Annotated in this window: 16 protein-coding genes; 10 read left to right on the top strand and 6 right to left on the bottom strand. The window is 61.6% G+C overall.

Annotation, left to right across the window (positions count from 1 at the left end; all coding sequences use genetic code 11):
- The 5 genes from ABI660_RS19960 to ABI660_RS19940 form a co-directional block, all read left to right on the top strand.
- On the top strand, positions 1–2,255 hold a 2,255-nt coding region (locus tag ABI660_RS19960), incomplete at its 5' end, for a YgiQ family radical SAM protein (protein ID WP_348071387.1).
- A 130-nt stretch (positions 2,256–2,385) separates the two neighbouring features.
- Positions 2,386–3,396, top strand: coding sequence for a tripartite tricarboxylate transporter substrate binding protein (locus tag ABI660_RS19955; RefSeq protein WP_348071385.1), 1,011 nt, complete (start codon positions 2,386–2,388; stop codon positions 3,394–3,396).
- 276 nt (positions 3,397–3,672) lie between these two features.
- Entirely contained in the window at positions 3,673–4,056 is a 384-nt protein-coding gene (locus ABI660_RS19950; RefSeq protein ID WP_348071383.1) for a VOC family protein, read from the top strand.
- A gap of 137 nt (positions 4,057–4,193) precedes the next feature.
- The gene (locus ABI660_RS19945; protein ID WP_348071381.1) at positions 4,194–4,988 is read left to right on the top strand and encodes a helix-turn-helix transcriptional regulator; all 795 of its coding nucleotides are present in this window, start codon (positions 4,194–4,196) and stop codon (positions 4,986–4,988) included.
- 67 nt (positions 4,989–5,055) lie between these two features.
- Positions 5,056–5,937, top strand: a complete 882-nt coding sequence (locus ABI660_RS19940; RefSeq protein WP_348071379.1) for a DMT family transporter — start codon at positions 5,056–5,058, stop codon at positions 5,935–5,937.
- Between the two features lie 95 nt (positions 5,938–6,032).
- Here ABI660_RS19940 and ABI660_RS19935 read toward each other — a convergent pair whose 3' ends face one another.
- Positions 6,033–7,163 (bottom strand): HAMP domain-containing sensor histidine kinase, encoded by a 1,131-nt coding sequence (locus ABI660_RS19935; protein WP_348071389.1) that lies wholly within the window; start codon positions 7,161–7,163, stop codon positions 6,033–6,035.
- Between the two features lie 476 nt (positions 7,164–7,639).
- Here ABI660_RS19935 and ABI660_RS19930 point away from each other — a divergent pair, with 476 nt between their 5' ends.
- A complete protein-coding gene (locus ABI660_RS19930; RefSeq protein ID WP_348071377.1) occupies positions 7,640–8,272 on the top strand; it encodes a LysE family transporter in 633 nt (210 codons plus the stop codon).
- A gap of 60 nt (positions 8,273–8,332) precedes the next feature.
- Here ABI660_RS19930 and ABI660_RS19925 read toward each other — a convergent pair whose 3' ends face one another.
- Genes ABI660_RS19925 through ABI660_RS19910 form a run of 4 tightly spaced genes read right to left on the bottom strand, consistent with a single transcriptional unit; the run spans position 8,333 to position 10,064 of the window.
- The gene (locus ABI660_RS19925) at positions 8,333–8,737 is read right to left on the bottom strand and encodes a hypothetical protein (RefSeq protein WP_348071375.1); all 405 of its coding nucleotides are present in this window, start codon (positions 8,735–8,737) and stop codon (positions 8,333–8,335) included.
- Complete coding sequence (locus tag ABI660_RS19920; RefSeq protein WP_348071373.1) at positions 8,734–8,925, bottom strand: hypothetical protein; 192 nt, start codon at positions 8,923–8,925, stop codon at positions 8,734–8,736. Before ABI660_RS19920 ends, ABI660_RS19925 begins: the two co-directional genes overlap by 4 nt.
- Positions 8,926–8,950: 25 nt before the next feature.
- Positions 8,951–9,847: an SPFH domain-containing protein gene (locus ABI660_RS19915; RefSeq protein ID WP_348071371.1), complete on the bottom strand. Its 897-nt coding sequence runs from the start codon at positions 9,845–9,847 to the stop codon at positions 8,951–8,953.
- 34 nt (positions 9,848–9,881) lie between these two features.
- On the bottom strand, positions 9,882–10,064 hold the full coding sequence (locus ABI660_RS19910; RefSeq protein WP_348071369.1) for a hypothetical protein: 183 nt from the start codon (positions 10,062–10,064) through the stop codon (positions 9,882–9,884).
- Here ABI660_RS19910 and ABI660_RS19905 point away from each other — a divergent pair.
- The gene (locus ABI660_RS19905; RefSeq protein WP_348071367.1) at positions 10,063–11,598 is read left to right on the top strand and encodes a serine hydrolase; all 1,536 of its coding nucleotides are present in this window, start codon (positions 10,063–10,065) and stop codon (positions 11,596–11,598) included. The two genes, ABI660_RS19910 and ABI660_RS19905, sit on opposite strands and share 2 nt — an antisense overlap.
- A gap of 291 nt (positions 11,599–11,889) precedes the next feature.
- Positions 11,890–12,786: an acyltransferase gene (locus tag ABI660_RS19900; RefSeq protein WP_348071365.1), complete on the top strand. Its 897-nt coding sequence runs from the start codon at positions 11,890–11,892 to the stop codon at positions 12,784–12,786.
- 55 nt (positions 12,787–12,841) lie between these two features.
- On the opposite strand, the gene ABI660_RS19895 is transcribed toward ABI660_RS19900, so the two are convergent.
- Complete coding sequence (locus ABI660_RS19895; protein WP_348071363.1) at positions 12,842–15,676, bottom strand: ATP-binding protein; 2,835 nt, start codon at positions 15,674–15,676, stop codon at positions 12,842–12,844.
- Positions 15,677–15,946: 270 nt separating this feature from the next.
- Here ABI660_RS19895 and ABI660_RS19890 point away from each other — a divergent pair, with 270 nt between their 5' ends.
- Both ABI660_RS19890 and ABI660_RS19885 read left to right on the top strand, forming a co-directional pair.
- Positions 15,947–16,159 carry a DUF2892 domain-containing protein gene (locus ABI660_RS19890; RefSeq protein WP_348071361.1) on the top strand — a complete coding sequence of 71 codons (213 nt, stop codon included), beginning with the start codon at positions 15,947–15,949 and terminating at the stop codon, positions 16,157–16,159.
- A gap of 14 nt (positions 16,160–16,173) precedes the next feature.
- The coding region (locus tag ABI660_RS19885; protein ID WP_348071359.1) for a sigma factor at positions 16,174–16,375 on the top strand (202 nt) is incomplete at its 3' end.

Below are 16,375 nucleotides of genomic sequence, written 5' to 3'. Positions count from 1 at the left end.
GCTGGGACAGCTGCGACATCATCATCGTCACCGGCGACGCCTATGTGGACCACCCGAGCTTCGGCATGGCGGTCATCGGCCGCATGCTGGAGGCCCAGGGCTTTCGCATCGGCATCATCGCCCAGCCTGACTGGCAAAGCGCCGACCCTTTCAAGGCGCTGGGCAAGCCGAACCTTTTTTTCGGCGTGACCGCCGGCAACATGGATTCGATGATCAATCGCTACACGGCGGACCGCAAGATCCGGAGCGACGACGCTTACACCCCCGGTGACATTGGCGGCAAGCGGCCCGACCGCGCCGCCATCGTTTATTCCCAGCGCTGCCGCGAGGCTTACAAGGATGTACCCATCATCCTCGGTGGCATCGAGGGCTCACTGCGCCGCATCGCCCATTACGACTACTGGTCTGACAAGGTGCGCCGCTCCGTCGCGGTTGACGCCAAGTGCGATTTGCTGCTTTACGGCAATGCCGAACGGGCGATTGTCGAGATTGCGCACCGCTTGGCCGCCAAAGAGCCGGTCGCGACCATGACCGACGTCCGGGGCACGGCTTTCATCCGCCGCACAGGTGATGAAACCGCTCAAGGCTGGTTCGAGATCGACTCCACCAGCGTGGATGCGCCGGGCCGGGTCGAGGCGCACGTGAACCCCTACCTGATGATTTCGGAACAGGCCAAAGAGCAGGGCGCCAGCTGTGCGCGTGAAGACGAAGCCGCCGAGGTGGCCGCGCAAGCGGAATCGGCAGGCTCGCCGGTACTCGCCAAAGCAGCGCAGGTGCCGCAGGCGAACCCAGCTATCAAACCGCTCACCTTCGTGCCCAACCCCGCGTTGTCTCACATGCAGGGCAAGATCAAGGTGCCGCCGCGCGACCGCTCGGTGATCCGCCTGCCGTCGTACGAGCAGGTCAAAAGCGACGCCGTGCTCTATGCCCACGCCAACCGCGTGCTGCATCTGGAAACCAACCCCGGCAATGCGCGTGCGCTGGTGCAGGCGCATGGCGAAGGCGCCACCGCGCGCGACGTGTGGATCACGCCGCCGCCGATTCCGCTGACCACGGCCGAGATGGACTACGTGTTCGACCTGCCGTACGCGCGCTCGCCGCATCCGGCTTATCAGGACGAAAACGGCAGCCACGACGGCGCGACCAAGATCCCGGCCTGGGAAATGATCCGCTTCTCTGTGAACATCATGCGCGGCTGCTTCGGCGGCTGCACCTTCTGCTCCATCACCGAGCATGAAGGCCGCATCATCCAGAGCCGCTCGGAAGACTCGGTGATCCGCGAGATCGAGGCGATACGCGACACCGTCAAGGGGTTCACCGGCGCGATCTCTGATCTGGGTGGACCCACCGCGAACATGTACCGCATCGGCTGCAAGTCGCCCGAGATTGAATCGGCCTGCCGCAAGCCGAGCTGCGTCTACCCCGGCATCTGTTCCAACCTGAACACCGACCATAACCCGCTGATCAAGATGTACCGTCGCGCGCGGGCGCTCAAAGGCGTGAAGAAAATCCTGATCAGCTCCGGCCTGCGTTACGACCTGGCCGTGCAAAGCCCCGAGTACGTGAAAGAGCTGGTGACGCACCACGTTGGCGGCTATCTGAAGATCGCGCCCGAGCACACCGAGCAGGGGCCGCTCACCAAGATGATGAAGCCCGGCATTGGCAGCTATGACAAGTTCAAGCAGATGTTCGAGAAGTACAGCCTCGAGGCCGGCAAGAAGCAGTTTTTGATTCCTTACTTCATCGCCGCCCACCCCGGCACCAGCGACGAAGACATGATGAATCTGGCGATATGGCTCAAGAAGAATGGATTCCGCGCCGACCAGGTGCAGACCTTTTACCCGTCGCCCATGGCCACCGCCACAACGATGTACCACACCAACAAAAATCCGCTGCGCAAGATCACGCGCGACAGCGAGACGGTGGACATCGTGCGCGGCGACAAGCGCCGCCGCCTGCACAAGGCCTTTTTGCGCTACCACGACGCCAACAACTGGCCGCTGCTGCGCGAGGCGCTCAAAGCCATGGGACGCGCCGACCTGATCGGCAACGGCAAACACCATTTGATCCCCACCTTCCAGCCCATGACCGACGGCGGCTACGTGAGTGCGCGCAAGAAGAATTCCACGACCGTGGCTTTGAAACCCGTCACGCCGGTCAAAGGGCGCATTCTGACCCAGCACACCGGCTTGCCCCCGCGCGACAACGGCGCAGGCAAGCCCAGCGGCAAGTCCGCGCTACGCAAAGCCCGTTAAGCCTGCGTTTCGGCGCTGCGCCGAATACTTTTCGTGCAAAGCCGTCGCTCGTGCGACACAACACGGGTTTTCACGGTCTAAGGATTTTCGCAACGTGATGCTAAATCTCCTCACCAACCGGAGATCCACCATGTCCAAACCCTTGAATCGTCGCGAATTGCTGGCCCAGGCGGGCGCCGCCGGTCTTCCCCTTTGTCTGGGTGGACTCGCATCGCCTGCACTTGCGCAGCAGGGCTATCCCAACAAGCCTATCCGTATCGTCGTGCCATTCAATGCGGGCGGCGCCACAGACGTGCTGACCCGCCTGATCGGGGAAAAACTCAGTGCGCGCCTGTGGCAGCCGGTGCTTGTCGACAACAAGGGCGGCGCCGGCGGCATCGTGGGAACGGACACCGTGGCCAAGGCCGCGCCGGACGGCTACACCTTTGTGGTCTCGCTCAACTCATCGCTGCTGACCAACCAGTTCCTGTACGACAAGCTGCCCTATCACCCCCAACGCGACCTGACCCTGGTGTCCCAGTTCGTCAATTCGCCAGTGACCCTGGTAGTGCACCCCAGCGTGCCCGCCAAAAATGGGCCCGAGCTGCTGAAATACATCGCCGCCAACAAAGGCAAGCTTTCCTATGGCTCGTGGGGCGTGGGCTCTTACGCGCACTTAGCCGGCTACTCCATGAGCGAGAGCCAGAAAGCCGACATGGTGCATGCGCCCTACAAAGGAGAGGCGCCCATGTTGCAGGAGCTGATTGGTGGCCAGATTCAGATGTCTTACGCCAGCGCGCTCGCCGCCAAGCCGCACATTGAAGCGGGCAAGCTCAAGCTGATTGGCGTGACGGGTCTCAAACGCATGGCCGTGCTGCCGAATGCGCCCACGCTGGCCGAGCAGGGGCTGACCGACGAGTTCTACCGCATTGCCGGCTGGATAGGCATGGCCGCGCCGGCCAAAACGCCTAAAGACATCATCGCCCGCGTCTCCAGCGAGATCCAGCGTATCTGCGTGATGCCTGAGATTGTCGAAAAAATCTCCAGCATGGGTTTCACGGTGGCGGCCAGCACGCCCGAGGCATTTGCCGCCGCCTATAAAAAGGACTACCCAGTCTGGGAGCGGCTGGTCAAGACCTCTGGCGCCCGGCTGGACTCCTGAACGGACTGCCTTCACGGCTGCCTCCGTATGGTTCCTGGCCGTAGTCGTAAGGAAAAATTGGTCGTTAGCCCTTATAGGGCGGGCATTTTATGCTCCTGAATAAGTAGCATCTTCTGGTCACAGTTTCCCCCTTCGCATATGTTGCTGGTCTGACCGCATGTCCGGCGCGGTTCACACCGCGCAAACCCGCTTACAGCGTTTTCATGTGCTTGCAGCCGGCCGCTTCCCCGCAGGCGCATACTGCCGTAGACTGTTTTTTCTTCGGAGAAAAACACCATGCTCAAGAGCGCACCCCTGTATTCCTATGTGCCCGCCAGCGACATGGAGCGGGCTCGGCAGTTTTATGAAGACAAGCTGGCCCTGGGCCAAGGCCACCCCTCGGGGCCTGGCCTGATCTTCCAGTGCGCCGGTGGCACAGCGTTTTTCCTCTACCCCACCTCCAACGCCGGCACCAACGAGGCAAGCTGCGCTTTCTGGCAGGTTGACGACATCAAGGCCACGGTCGCCTGGCTCAAGGGCCGCGGCGTGGTGTTTGAAGAGTACGACACGCCCGACATGAAAACCGAAGGCAGCATCTTCACCGGAGGCGGCGCCATGGCCGCCTGGTTCAAGGACACCGAGGGCAACATCATGGCGGTGATTCAAAACCTCAACGAATAGGCCTGTTGGCCCATTCGCCAGATTTTTCAGATAAAAAAGGCTTCTGGCCCTTATCTGACGGGCGCAAGCAGCTATCAAATCGATAGTATTTCCGTTGCCGGGCCGGTCCAGACGCGCCACGTTTTATAGTGAAGCCCATGCCCCAGGACCGCACGCTATTGCAGCAAACCCCCACCCTCAAGGTTGAGCGCGTGGTGCTGCACGCGTCTTCCGCGCAATGGAGCCCGAGCTACGAAGTGGCCTCGCCGCGCCTAGTGCTGCCGGCAAGCGGCGCCACTGAATTCCGCGTGGCCGGGCATAGCGTGCTGCTCGACGGTCTGACTGCCTTGAGCCTGCCGGAAGGCCTGCTGTACCAGATGAAGCCCTGCGACTATGCCTCTCGCGCCAGCATCGTCGTCAGTGCGCAGCCGGGCGCCGGCCATGCGCTGCCGCCGTCTGATGCATGGGCGCTGAGCCCGCGCGCTGTTTGGCTGCTCAGGCGGCATTGGCGCGCGATCGTGCTGGGCAACCATGCAAGCAAAGGCCGTGAGTCCACGCAGGCGCTTCTGCAAACCGCGTTGCGGCACGCGCCACCGGTCGTGCGCATTCAGGGCCGCTCAACGCCCGCGGTGCAGCGTGCGCAGCGCTTCATGGTGACGCGCACCGCCGTCGCAGGCATCACGCCGTGGACGCTGAATGACGTGGCCGACGCGGCCTGTTGTTCGCTCTTTCATCTGGCGCGCTCCTTTCGCAAACACACCGGCCTCAGCCTGCACGGCTATCGCCAGCGACTGCGCCTGGCCGCGGCGCTGCAGCAGCTGGAAGAAGGCGAGCGCGACATTGCTGCGCTGGCTCATGAGCTTGGCTACAGCAGCCAGAGCCACATGGGCGCGGCCTTCGTACGAGAGCTTGGTGTAACGCCTGCGCAAGCCCGGCGCGAACTCTCAGCCTGAACCGGCAAGCGTGCACAAGCGCAGGAATCTGATAGCCGCCGCTGGCTCGCGCAGCCAGACTGCGCCCATGAACCGCAACCTCGCTCTCGGCCTGCTGGCCGCGCTGGCCGCAGCCCTGATCGGCAGCGGCTGGCAAATTGCCTCACGTCATGGCGTCACCACCACCCTGGGCCCGGTGGAGCTGGCCGCGCTGCGTTACGCCGTGCCCGCGCTGGTGCTGCTGCCGCTGCTGATTCAGACCGGCTTGTTCCCGCAGGGCCTGCCGCGCCGCCGGCTCGGCCTTCTGGTGCTGGGCGGCGGTTTGCCGTTTGGTCTGCTGGTGATGGCTGGCATGCAGTGGGCGCCGGCCGCACACATGGGTGTGTTCGGGGCCGGCAGTGTGCCCTTGTTCACTGCGCTGGGTGCCAGGCTGGTGCAAGGCGAGCCCATCAGTGGCCTGCGTCTGGCGGGCCTGCTGCTGGTCGTTGCCGGCTTGGCCGTGTTCGGCGCCAGCAGCCTGGCCGACGCTGCGCAAACCTGGCGCGGCGATCTGTTGTTCATCCTGGCAGCGATGGTGTGGGCCATGTACACACTGACGTTTCGCGGCAGCGGTCTCACGCCGTGGCAGGGCGCGGCGGTCATCAACGCCTGGTCCAGCCTGTTGCTTCTGCCCATGCTGCTGGCTTTAGGAGCGCCGCGCCTGCTGACAGCACCATGGACCGACGTGGCTTGGCAGGCGCTGGGGCAGGGCGTGGCCGCCGGCCTGCTGGGTCTGGTGACCTACATGATTGCCATTGCAAAGTTGGGTGCGGCCAGGGCGTCGCTCTCGGCTGCACTGGTGCCTTTGAGCACGGCGCTTGGTGCTGCCTGGCTGCTGGGCGAGCCGCTCGGTGCGGGTACGCTGGTGGCGAGTGGGCTGGTGGCTTGTGGTGTGGCGTTGGCTAGCGGTGCGCTGGGTCGCCATGGGTGAGGCAGGTTTCGCCGTCGGAGAAGATTCGAGCGATTGGCGTGATCGCGCGTCTTGGGCACGGGACTCACGCGGACCAACAGAGCCCGCACCATCGACTACTGCAGCATGTGGCGCGGAAGGCTGATCGTGAAGATGCATCCGGTGCCGGGCAAATCCTGCACGCTCAAGGTGCCATCGTCGTCTTCAACAGAGTGGCGGGCAATCGAAAGCCCGAGACCCAGACCTGACTTGTCTTTATTGCCCTGCGAGAACGGAGCAAACATCCTTTCGGCGTCACCATGGGGCAGACCTCCACAATGGTCTTTTACCTCGATTAAAACGCGAGGCCCATTTGCATAGGCTCGCAACGTGACCTCGGTACCCGGGTGTGTGAACTTGAATGCGTTTTGAATCAGATTGGCCAATGCCGCCAGCATCAAGTCCCGGTTTACAGAAATTCCGAGCAGGGGGTCTATGGTTGCAACCGTCAGCGTGCAGTCACTGCATTCCGCATAAAGAGAGGCTGCATTTCTGGCGTCTTCTATAAAGGATGCCAGCGAAAACACCTGAAGGTGTGTTGGTGCGCCGGCTTTTGCCCGTACGTCCGCGATAGCCCGGTCAATCAGGACTTTCAGCGAAGCCAGGCTTCTCTTCAGCACTGCACCTGTGGCACCGGCGACAGGGAGTGCCCCCAGTTCAAGTGCACTGAGCGCCAGTACCGCTGTGGAAAGCGAATTCCGCAACTCGTGTATCAGGAAACCCATGCGCTCATTGTTTTCGACATCATGCTGGCGAGCCAGGAGCGAGTCTCGCTGGAAGCTGAACTCTGTGACTGCATCGGCTATCGCATTGTCCAGGCAGCGATTCAAGGTACGGAATTCGTCGATCCCAAAGGGCGCGTTTTGCTCAAAAGCCAAATCAGTGATGGCCTGGCAAAGATCACCGTAATCATGAACAACCTGATCGACGGAAAACCCGAACTCCAGGAGCTGTTTTCCATGGGCAGTGGCGGTTACGCCCATTTCAGACAGATTTGCTTGATCTCCACCGGATGCGCCAGAGATCTTGAGACTCTTTTCAGACTGGCCGCGTTCTTCAGCCTCAAGCGTTCCCTCCAACTGCCTCAGAAAGATGGGGATGCCGTTCGTGAGTTGTTCAGGCGTGGCGGCTCGCAGCGGTCTTCGCTCGACCTTGGCTTTGCACCGCGCGATCAGGTCGTCGCGGTTGGTAGCCAGAAAACGGCTCATCATAGGGAACTGCCTTTGGTGGGTGAGGCCTCTGGAGATCCATAACTGATCGCCAACCTCTCGGGCCTCGACGGCGGTTTGCCTGGGTACAAAGCTAACAGGTGTTTCCTCTGAGTTCTGTGCGCTACCACACAGAATGCATATACGATTTGCGCTCGAGGGGCCGTTGTGCGATGGCCTTGTCGATGTCCTAAAGCCTTAGTTCTACTAGGGCGCCACATCAAGCGCGCCAGGATGCGGTGGCAGCAGGGGAGTTTCGCAGGGTCCGAAAGTACAATTTTCGGCGGCGAGGTGTGTGGTTCAATTTAATCGTGCTGGGTGTCAGCGTTTGTGGCGCTGACTCTAATCAGCGTTTTTTTTTGGAGGTGTGTATGTCGGGCTGCAGTGAATCCAAAGGGGCGGAGCTCACCCACAACCCTGATAAGACGTCGCTCGCTTGGGACGGTGACATCTCCTCCCTTCTTTAAGACGCACAAATGCTCCCATCCCTCCTCGCCATCGCGCTGCTCCACTGGGCAGTTCTTCTTGTACCCGGGTTCAACGTCGTCTTGCTTGCCCAGCTCGCAGGAGGTCAAAGTCGCACAGCAGCTTTTGCGGCCGTTGCTGGAATGACCACTGCCACGCTGGCATGGGCAACGCTTGCGGTCATGGGCATTGGCGTCGTGTTTTCCACCCAGCCCATGTTGCGCCAGGGAGCTCAGATCGTGGGTGGGCTGTATTTGCTTTACCTTGCTTTCAACCTCTGGCGTTCGGGCACTTCGGCGGCCTCTGTGCCTCAGGGGACCTTGAGCAATGCGGCGGCGTTTCGCGTTGGCTTCATGACCAGTGCGCTGAATCCAAAAATCGCGTTGTTTTACGGAAGCGTGTTCGCTACGTCGTTGCCGCAGTCACCCTCCTGGGTGCATGTGCTCAGCGCGGTAGCCGTCGTCTATTTCAATTCAATCGTCTGGCACACAAGTCTTGCGCTTGCCTTTTCGCAAAAGAGTGTTCAGCGTGCTTATCTGCGTAACTTTGCTCGCCTGACGAAGGTATCGGGGGCCGTCGTTGGCGCCTTTGGCCTGCGGCTGATCGTGGGGACGATACAGGAGCTGCGTGCCCGCATGCCCTGAAGTGCAAGCGGACGCAGCAGCCCACAGGCGGGCTTTCTTCACCGCCTGCCTGAAGCCAGATCACTGACAGGGTTGAAACCGGACGCAGGGCACTGCAGCACGCAGGGAGGTGATCGTGTTCTCACCGCCAGCACGTGCCGCGGTGAATGCCACGCTGCTGCCTTCAGCTATGCCCGCCAGCAAGGAACGGTCTGTCACGCGGAAGGTCAAGGTTGTGAAAGGCTTGTTGTCGAGCTGCACCAGTTTCAGGCGTATGTAGATGCGCTGACCACCGTCTTCTTCAAAGATGGAGCGCACTGTGGCTCGAGTCTCCACCAGCTGCTGAGAGCTGGCCGCTGCGCCTGCGCCGGCAGGGGACGGGCCGGCAGCATGGCCGGGGTGAGCCGCCAGCAGGAAAAGGATCGCAAGCAACAGAGAAAAAACCTGAAGTGGCGCATCAGCATCGCGAAGCAGATCCGGTTTCATTTGGGCAACTCCTTCCTTGTGGTGGCAGACGATCCGGGCAAACGCCCCCGTTTCGCCAATGCTTCGCGCAGCAGAAACTCAACCTGCGCGTTCGCGCTACGCAAATCCTGGGCAGCCAGGCGTTCGATCTCTGCCCAGAGGGCCGGATCGATTCGCAGCGGGAAGGACTTCTTGCCGGGGCTCGCCATTGGGCTCTATTTGTGGGACGGCGTTTCAGGTGTACAGCGTTCCCGTGTTGATCACGGGTTGCGTATGGTTGTCTGAGCACAGAACCACCAGCAGGTTGGACACCATGGAAGCCTTGCGTTCGTCATCCAGCGTCAACAGGTTGCGCTCGGACAGGCCCTTCAGCGCAGCTTCGACCATTCCCACGGCGCCGGCAACAATCTGGTGCCTTGCGCTGACGATGGCGGTTGCCTGTTGCCGCCTCAGCATCACCTGTGCGATCTCCGGCGCGTAGGCCAGGTGGGTCAGCTTGGCGTCCAGAACCTCGACCCCCGCGCTGACAAAGCGATGATTCAACTCGGTCTTGAGTGCATTCGCCACGGTATCGAGCCCGGCGCGAAGTGTCGTTTCGTCGCTGCCAAGGTCTTCACCTGTGTCATACGCATACTGCGTTGCGAGGTGGCGGATGGCCGCTTCGGCCTGGATGCTGACGAACTTCGTGTAGTCGTCAATCTCGAAAACCGCACGCGCGGTATCGTGCACTCGCCAGACGACAGCGGCGCCAATCTCGACAGGATTGCCTCGCTTGTCGTTGACCTTTAACGCGGCGGTGTTCAGGTTTCTCGCACGCAGCGAGATTTTGCGGCCGCTCTGGAAAGGGTTTGTCCAGCGTAAGCCTTCCGAACGATCTGTCCCCTGGTATTTGCCGAACAAGGTCAGAACAATGCCTTCGTTGGGCTGCAGCATGTAAAAGCCCGGTACCAGGGCCCCCGCAGCAAGCACGAAGAGAACGCCAATGTAAACAGGCGCAAGTTGCCGCGCAAGCAGGAAGCCTCCCAAGACAAAAAACACCACGGTCGCAAGGACCATGGCGTAGCCATTCATCGAGTGATAGCGGGCCTCTGTTCGCTCGGACCGGTGTGCGTTGACAGCTTGGTTGGTCATGGATGTCTCCTGAAGAAGTGATATCACTTTAATATCAAAAATCCAGGATGTCAACAAACAGCATTAAAAATGATTCATCTTGTTGAAGTCCGCGCCGCTCTGCACGGGCTGCTGTTGAAGATGCTGGATTGAGATATCCGTGGGCTGGTAATGCACGGCGGCAAATTCCCGAATGCTCGGCTACGATAGCGCGCATCACCCCAGGAGGAGAACTCATGCGCCCGTCCGTCAAGCACTTGCTCGCCTTCATCGCTGCCGCCTTGCTCTGCATGCCACTGGGCGCACAAACCCAGCCGGGGCCATGGCCCACACAGCAGTGGGCAACCGCGACGCCGGAAGAGCTGGGCATGGACTCGCGCGCGCTGGCTGCTCTGGTGGACTTTGGCGCCGCCGGCGACATGGACAGCCTGGTGGTCACGCGGCATGGCCGCATTGTGGCCGAAGCCTACTATGCGCCCTTCAAACCGGGCATGCGGCACAGGATCAACTCGGCCACGAAAGGCGTTGTTGCGGCTCTCACGGGCATCGCCATCCAGCAGGGCAAGCTCAGCGGCGCCGCGCAGCCGATGCTGCCGCTTTTTGCAGACCGCAACGTTGCCAACGTGGACGACCGGAAAAAAGCAATGACGGTGCAGCACCTGCTCGACATGACCTCCGGCCTGGACTGGACGGAGCCGTTGACCGACGCGCGGCCTGACTCAATGATTGAGATGGTGCGCAGCGCTGACTGGGTGCAGTTCATCCTGGACCGGCCCATGGCGCAGGCGCCGGGCACGGCTTTCAACTACAGCAGTGGAAACTCGCACTTGCTGACCGCCATTCTGGCGCGGCAAACCGGTATGAGCGTGCCTGACTTCGCGACGCAGCATCTGTTCAAGCCACTGGGTATTTCCGATGTGGTGTGGAAGAAGGACCCGCAAGGCCTGGCCATTGGCGGGTACGGGCTGTACCTTCAGACACGAGATATGGCCAAGATCGGCTACCTGTACCTGCGAGGTGGCGAATGGGAAGGTGCGCAAATTATCCCGCGCAACTGGGTGAACAGGGTGTACCAGGCCAAGGTACCGATGATATTTCCGCCCGTCACCTCCACAAGCATGCGCTACGGCGACCAGTGGTGGACCCATTCCGAGCGCAAGATATACATGGCTGTCGGCTACAACCGGCAAATCATTCTGGTGATGCCGCAGGAAGGCGTGGTGGCCGCGATGACGGGGCGCAAAAACTACTCCTTTGCCCAGATGTTCGAGCTAATGGCCCAGACCGTGAAGTCAGGCAGCGCGCTTGCCCCCAACCCCGAGGGCACAGCCTTGCTGGCGCAGCGCGTGAGGGAGGTGGCCAGCGAAAAGCCGCTTGCCGCCGAAGCACCGCCGCTGGCGCAAACCATTTCAGGCAAGACCTTCCGCATGGCGCCGAACAACCTGGGCGTCAAGGAGTTCACGCTGCACCTCACAGCGTCGCCCTCGTACGAGCTCGTCACCTACGTTGCGCGCGGCAGCAGCGAGACAAAAAAAGTGTCGCTGCCGCTTGGCCTGAGCGGCCAGTTCCTGCCCGGCGATGCCACCGACGGCACCGCCTTCGTCAGCAAGGCCAGCTGGACCGGCCCCGACACCCTGACCATGGTGGCACGCCAGCCCGAAGAAGCCGAGACTGGGCGCTATGTGTTGAAGTTCACAGGCAACAAGGTGGCGGTTACCCATACCAACGCCTATGGCTTCCAGCAAGACCTGAGCGGTGAAGCCAGCGACTGAGATTCCGCCCTGTCATTGCGGACCCGATCCGCGCTCCATGTCGGACCTTTACGCCAGCAGGTTCGCGCTGCATGGATCCCGGGTCCAGGCCCGGGATGACAAGCGAAGCAGGATGGGAGGGGTTCTTCATACTTTTGAATTAAATCGGCCTCCAGCCCATATCTGCCGGGTGCAGCCAGCTATCAAACCAGGAGCATTCCGGCGTATTCCGGTCACCCGCTGCGCCGCCTTTGACCTTTCACAAGGCTGGGCATACCCGGGCGCGCAACAATTCATGCTTTTGACCTGCCCATGCTTGGATTCCTGCCTTCCTTCCTGCGCGGCCTGATTGCGCTGCTTTTGCTGGTCGTCAACACACTGTTCTGGTGTGTCCTGCTGTTCGCCTTCTCGCTGGTCAAGCTGCTGCTGCCGTTTCGCGCCGTGCGCGCCCGCATTGACCCGCTGCTCAATGCCATTGCCACCGCCTGGATTGCCTGCAACAGCGGCTGGATGCGGCTGACGCAGGCTACCCGGTGGGACGTGGCCGGTGTCAACGAGCTGCGTTACGAGGGCTGGTACCTGGTCAATGCCAACCACCAGTCATGGGTGGATATTTTTGTGCTGCAGCACGTGCTGAACCGGCGTATTCCCATGCTCAAGTTTTTCCTCAAGCAGGAGCTGATTTGGGTGCCGGTGATCGGCCTGGCCTGGTGGGCGCTTGATTTTCCTTTCATGAAGCGCCACACCAAGGCCGACCTGCGCAAACACCCCGAGCGCCGCCTGCAGGACCGCGAAGCTACGCGCAAGGCCTGCGAAAAATTTACCCTGGTGCCCACCAGCGTGATGAACTTCGCCGAGGGCACACGCTTCACGCCCGCCAAGCATACGTCGCAGGCCTCGCCCTACCGCCACCTGCTCAAGCCCAAGGCCGGCGCACTGGCGCTGGCCGTCAATGCCATGGGCGAGAAGTTTCATTCGCTGATCGACGTGACCATTGTTTACCCCGCTGGTGCGCCGACCTTCTGGCAGTTTCTCTGCGGCCAGGCGCCGCGCATCATCGTGCGTGCGCAGCAGTTGCCCATTCCCCCCGAGTTCAGCACAGGCGACTATGCCGCGGACCCGGCGTTTCGCGTGCGCTTCCAGCAATGGCTCAGTGATCTTTGGGGCAGCAAGGACAAGCAGATCACTGCACTGCTCCAGCCGGGTTGAGTTTCGAATTTCAAGAAGAATAAGCTTCCAGCCCTTGGCGGGCGGGCCCGGTCAGCTATGAATTCAGGAGTTCCTGGTCGGCGGCCGGATGCGCCCCGGCCAGCACGCGCTGCAGGGTCTGCAGGAGTTCGGTGTTCGAGGTCTGGGCTTTGAGCAGAACAGCAGCGAAGCGGGCGGCCTCGGAAGGCCTTAGCGCCGTGGCCGAGAACACCACCACGGGGGGCGAATGGCCCAGCGCCTCGATGTCGGCAAGCACCTCCCAGCCCGACCCGCCCCGCAAAGCCAGGTCCAGCAGCACCAGGTCAAAACGCTGCTCCCACAGCCGCGCGCGTGCTTCCGCGGGCGAAGCAGCAAACTCAAAGACGGCGAAGTCCTGCGCGATGGCGGCCGTAATGCGCTGTATATCGAAGTCGTCCTCGATATGCAGAATGCGCGGTTTTCCCTGGGTCATGTGGCCGATGGCCCGGCGCAGCGTGAGAACCATCTGGTTCTCGTCGATCGGTTTGTCCAGCCAGTCCGAAATGTTCAGCGGCAGGTTGTTGCATTGGATCTGGCCTTCGCTGGCCGAGGCTGAGACCACGACGATGGGCAGGTCGCGCGTGTGTGCCTGCCCGCGCAGGGTGCGGATCAGGGTGATGCCGTCCTGGTCGGGCAGCTCCAGATCCACTGTCATTGCGGCATAGGGCGTTTTTTCGAGAAAGTCCAGCGCCATGGCGGCGGTGTAGGCCCGGTCCACGTCAAAGCCGCCCTTGTCCAGCATCAGGCCGATCAGGTGGGCGATGTCGCGGTCGTCTTCGCACACGAGAATGCGCGGTCGGCCGCTGGCAGGCGCTACTACCCGCTGCTGGTGCTCCGCCGAAAGCGGCAGCTCGAAGAAGAAGGTGGTGCCCGCGCCGGTTTCGCTCTCGAAGCCGATGTGGCCGCCCAGCCGTTCGACAATGGCCCGCGAAATATTCAGGCCCAGCCCGGTGCCGGCCGCCTGCCGCGTGTCGGACGAGTCTGCCTGCGAGAACTTCTGGAAGATGCGCTTGCGAAACTCGTCGGGAATGCCGGGGCCGCGGTCGCGCACCTCGACTCGCACGCCAAGGCCGGCCCGCGACACATGCACCTCCACCGTGCCGTCGGGCGGGGAAAACTTCATGGCATTGGAAAGCAGGTTGGTGATCACCTGGGTCAGGCGGTCGCTGTCCGCAAGAACCTGCAGGGTCTCGTCGGGGCAGTACAGGCGCAGGCCCACGTTTTTTGCGGCGCCAAAGCCTTCGTTGGCCGCCAGCGCCTGCAGCAGCAGCGGCTTCAGGGCCAGTTCCTGCAGGTTGAGCTGCATCTTGCCGGACTCGATTTTTTCGATGTCCAGGATGTCGTTGATCAGGCGGATCAGGCGTTCGCAGTTGTTCTTGGCAATCTCCACCAGCTTCATGACGGCGTCGGGCAGCTTGCCCCCAACGCCGCCCGCGATCAGCCCCAGCGAGCCGCGAATCGAGGTCAGCGGCGTGCGCAACTCATGGCTGACGGTGGAGACAAACTCGCTCTTGATGCGGTCCACGTGTTTGAGTGCGGTGACGTCGGTGGCCATGACGTAAAAGCCGACGACCTTGCCCTCGTCGGCGTCTTCCCCATAACGCGGAAAATAATTGACGACGTAGTCCCGCAGCTCGCCGCGAAGGTTTTTCCGGATGCGGTCGTAAACCACCGGATAACCGGCCAGAACCTCTTCAATGGCGGGGATGTTGCTTTGGTAGATCTCTTCGCCCAGCACTTCACGCATGTGCTTGCCGTCAATTTGCGCCGGGGACAGGCCCAGGTTCTCTTCGTAAGCCAGGTTATGAAAGCGGTAGCGCTGGTCGGCATCGATGTACGAAAGCAGGGCTGGCATGTTGTCGGTGACGTCGCGCAACTGCGATTCGCTGTTGCGCAGCAGGTCGCTGGCAGCGCGCGCATCCTTCTCCGATTGAACCAGTTTGCGCACCAGCGGCGTGACCAGAATACGGAGCAGCAGCATGCCGGCAATCATCAAGCCCCCCAGTAGCGGCAGGATGTATTTGAGCTGGGCGAGGGCGGGCGAGTACAACTCCTTCTGGTCGATTTTGAGCACCATCCCGAAGCCGGCAGGCGGAACCGGCGTGTAGGCCGCCACCACCTGTTCGTTACGGTAGTCCCTGGCGTCGATGATGCCGGTGTTTCCAAGCAGCGCGTGGTTCATCGGCAGGGCTGTGCCATTGATCACACGGTCAACGCGCCTGAACCCGATGCCGGGCGAGCGCCCCAGGAAACAGTCCATGGCCTTGCCGCCATCGTCCAGTGGCGCGCAGACCGCGAACTCGGCACTTTGGCCCATGGTGCCCACCTCGGCAAAGACCCGGGTCAACAGGGGCAGGGTGGTCTCCGTCATCACGGCGCCCACGCGAAGGCCTTTCTGGTCGAGGATGTCCAGATGCGTCTGAACCGTGAATTTTTCGTTCCACAGCAGGATGGCGCGCTCCTTTTTGTTCAGCACAAGGTGTTTTTCATCGCTGGGGGAAAAACTGCCGGCGCGTCCGACTTCGCGGCCTGCTGCATCAACAAAAGACATGCCCTTGAAGCCCGTGGGCAGGAACGAGGTGGCAGCCCGCTGCATGGCAAGCAGGGCTGTGGCATCGTCCGGCGTGGTCTCGAGCGTCTGCAGGGTTTGCACCAGGAAGGGGCGGGTGGCCACAGTGCGCGCGTCTGTCAGGGCCTGGTTGATCTGGCTTTCAAACAGGCGGGCATTGCTTTGCAGCGCCGTCTGCAGGCTGCGGCTGAGAACAGCTTCTGTCTGTCGCTCCATGACGGCATACACGGCGATGCCCGCCGCGATACTGGTCGCCAGAAGGATAAGGCCGCCAATAAGCGTGATCCGGCGGTCTTGAGGCATTGAAAACAAAGGTTCTCTCTTCGTGTCGGGGCTTCGAGTGTCGGGGCTGCTTTGATTATCCGGCGTCACTGCTTGCAACAGCCCCTTCACACGCAAAATCTGTCGGGAATAATGCCATTCCCCTGTTTTTGAGCCTATTCCGCAACTCACGTAGCGGGACAGGCCACTAGGGCATGGAGGTTAAATTTCATGAACCCTGAATCCTTTTCGCCTTTGGCCCCCTCTTTGTGGGTGATGCCGAACTTTTTACCGGCAGCCTTGGAGAGAAAAATGTTCTATCAAAAAAATGTGGGCAGCAAAGAGCGCGTGGCGCGGCTGGTGGCGGGCGTCTTGATGGGGGCGTGCGGCTTGGTTTTCTTCGGTGCCACGCCTCTGGGCTGGCTGGCGCTTGGCGCTGGTGTGATGACTGTAGGTACAGGGCTGGTGGGTTTTTGCCCGGCCTGCGCCATGGTCGGCCGCAAACTTCCGGATGGGCCGCGCTGATGGTGGAAAAAGCTATGTTTGCCGCCGCCCAGGCCGGCGACCCGCTGGCGCTGGACCTCTTGCTGCGCCAGCTGCAACCCGACATTCGCCGTTACGCCCGTTTCCAGTGTCACCGCAGCTCCGCCCTTGAAGACGTGGTGCAAGAGGCGCTGATCATTGTGTACCGCAAGGTGGGCTCGGTGCGCGACGCCGCAGCCCTGGCCGGGTGGATGTTCC

This window comes from Polaromonas sp. (assembly GCF_039930745.1).
GTDB lineage: Bacteria > Pseudomonadota > Gammaproteobacteria > Burkholderiales > Burkholderiaceae_C > Polaromonas.
Note: the sequence above shows the minus strand (reverse complement) of the source record. Positions and strands in the feature narration are given on the sequence as shown.

Coding starts and splice junctions, on each gene's coding strand:
- ABI660_RS19955 (WP_348071385.1), top strand. CDS start 2,386: ATGTCCAAACCCTTGAATCGTCGCGAATTGCTGGCCCAGGCGGGCGCC.
- ABI660_RS19950 (WP_348071383.1), top strand. CDS start 3,673: ATGCTCAAGAGCGCACCCCTGTATTCCTATGTGCCCGCCAGCGACATG.
- ABI660_RS19945 (WP_348071381.1), top strand. CDS start 4,194: ATGCCCCAGGACCGCACGCTATTGCAGCAAACCCCCACCCTCAAGGTT.
- ABI660_RS19940 (WP_348071379.1), top strand. CDS start 5,056: ATGAACCGCAACCTCGCTCTCGGCCTGCTGGCCGCGCTGGCCGCAGCC.
- ABI660_RS19935 (WP_348071389.1), bottom strand. CDS start 7,163: ATGAGCCGTTTTCTGGCTACCAACCGCGACGACCTGATCGCGCGGTGC.
- ABI660_RS19930 (WP_348071377.1), top strand. CDS start 7,640: ATGCTCCCATCCCTCCTCGCCATCGCGCTGCTCCACTGGGCAGTTCTT.
- ABI660_RS19925 (WP_348071375.1), bottom strand. CDS start 8,737: ATGAAACCGGATCTGCTTCGCGATGCTGATGCGCCACTTCAGGTTTTT.
- ABI660_RS19920 (WP_348071373.1), bottom strand. CDS start 8,925: ATGGCGAGCCCCGGCAAGAAGTCCTTCCCGCTGCGAATCGATCCGGCC.
- ABI660_RS19915 (WP_348071371.1), bottom strand. CDS start 9,847: ATGACCAACCAAGCTGTCAACGCACACCGGTCCGAGCGAACAGAGGCC.
- ABI660_RS19905 (WP_348071367.1), top strand. CDS start 10,063: ATGCGCCCGTCCGTCAAGCACTTGCTCGCCTTCATCGCTGCCGCCTTG.
- ABI660_RS19910 (WP_348071369.1), bottom strand. CDS start 10,064: ATGAGTTCTCCTCCTGGGGTGATGCGCGCTATCGTAGCCGAGCATTCG.
- ABI660_RS19900 (WP_348071365.1), top strand. CDS start 11,890: ATGCTTGGATTCCTGCCTTCCTTCCTGCGCGGCCTGATTGCGCTGCTT.
- ABI660_RS19895 (WP_348071363.1), bottom strand. CDS start 15,676: ATGCCTCAAGACCGCCGGATCACGCTTATTGGCGGCCTTATCCTTCTG.
- ABI660_RS19890 (WP_348071361.1), top strand. CDS start 15,947: ATGTTCTATCAAAAAAATGTGGGCAGCAAAGAGCGCGTGGCGCGGCTG.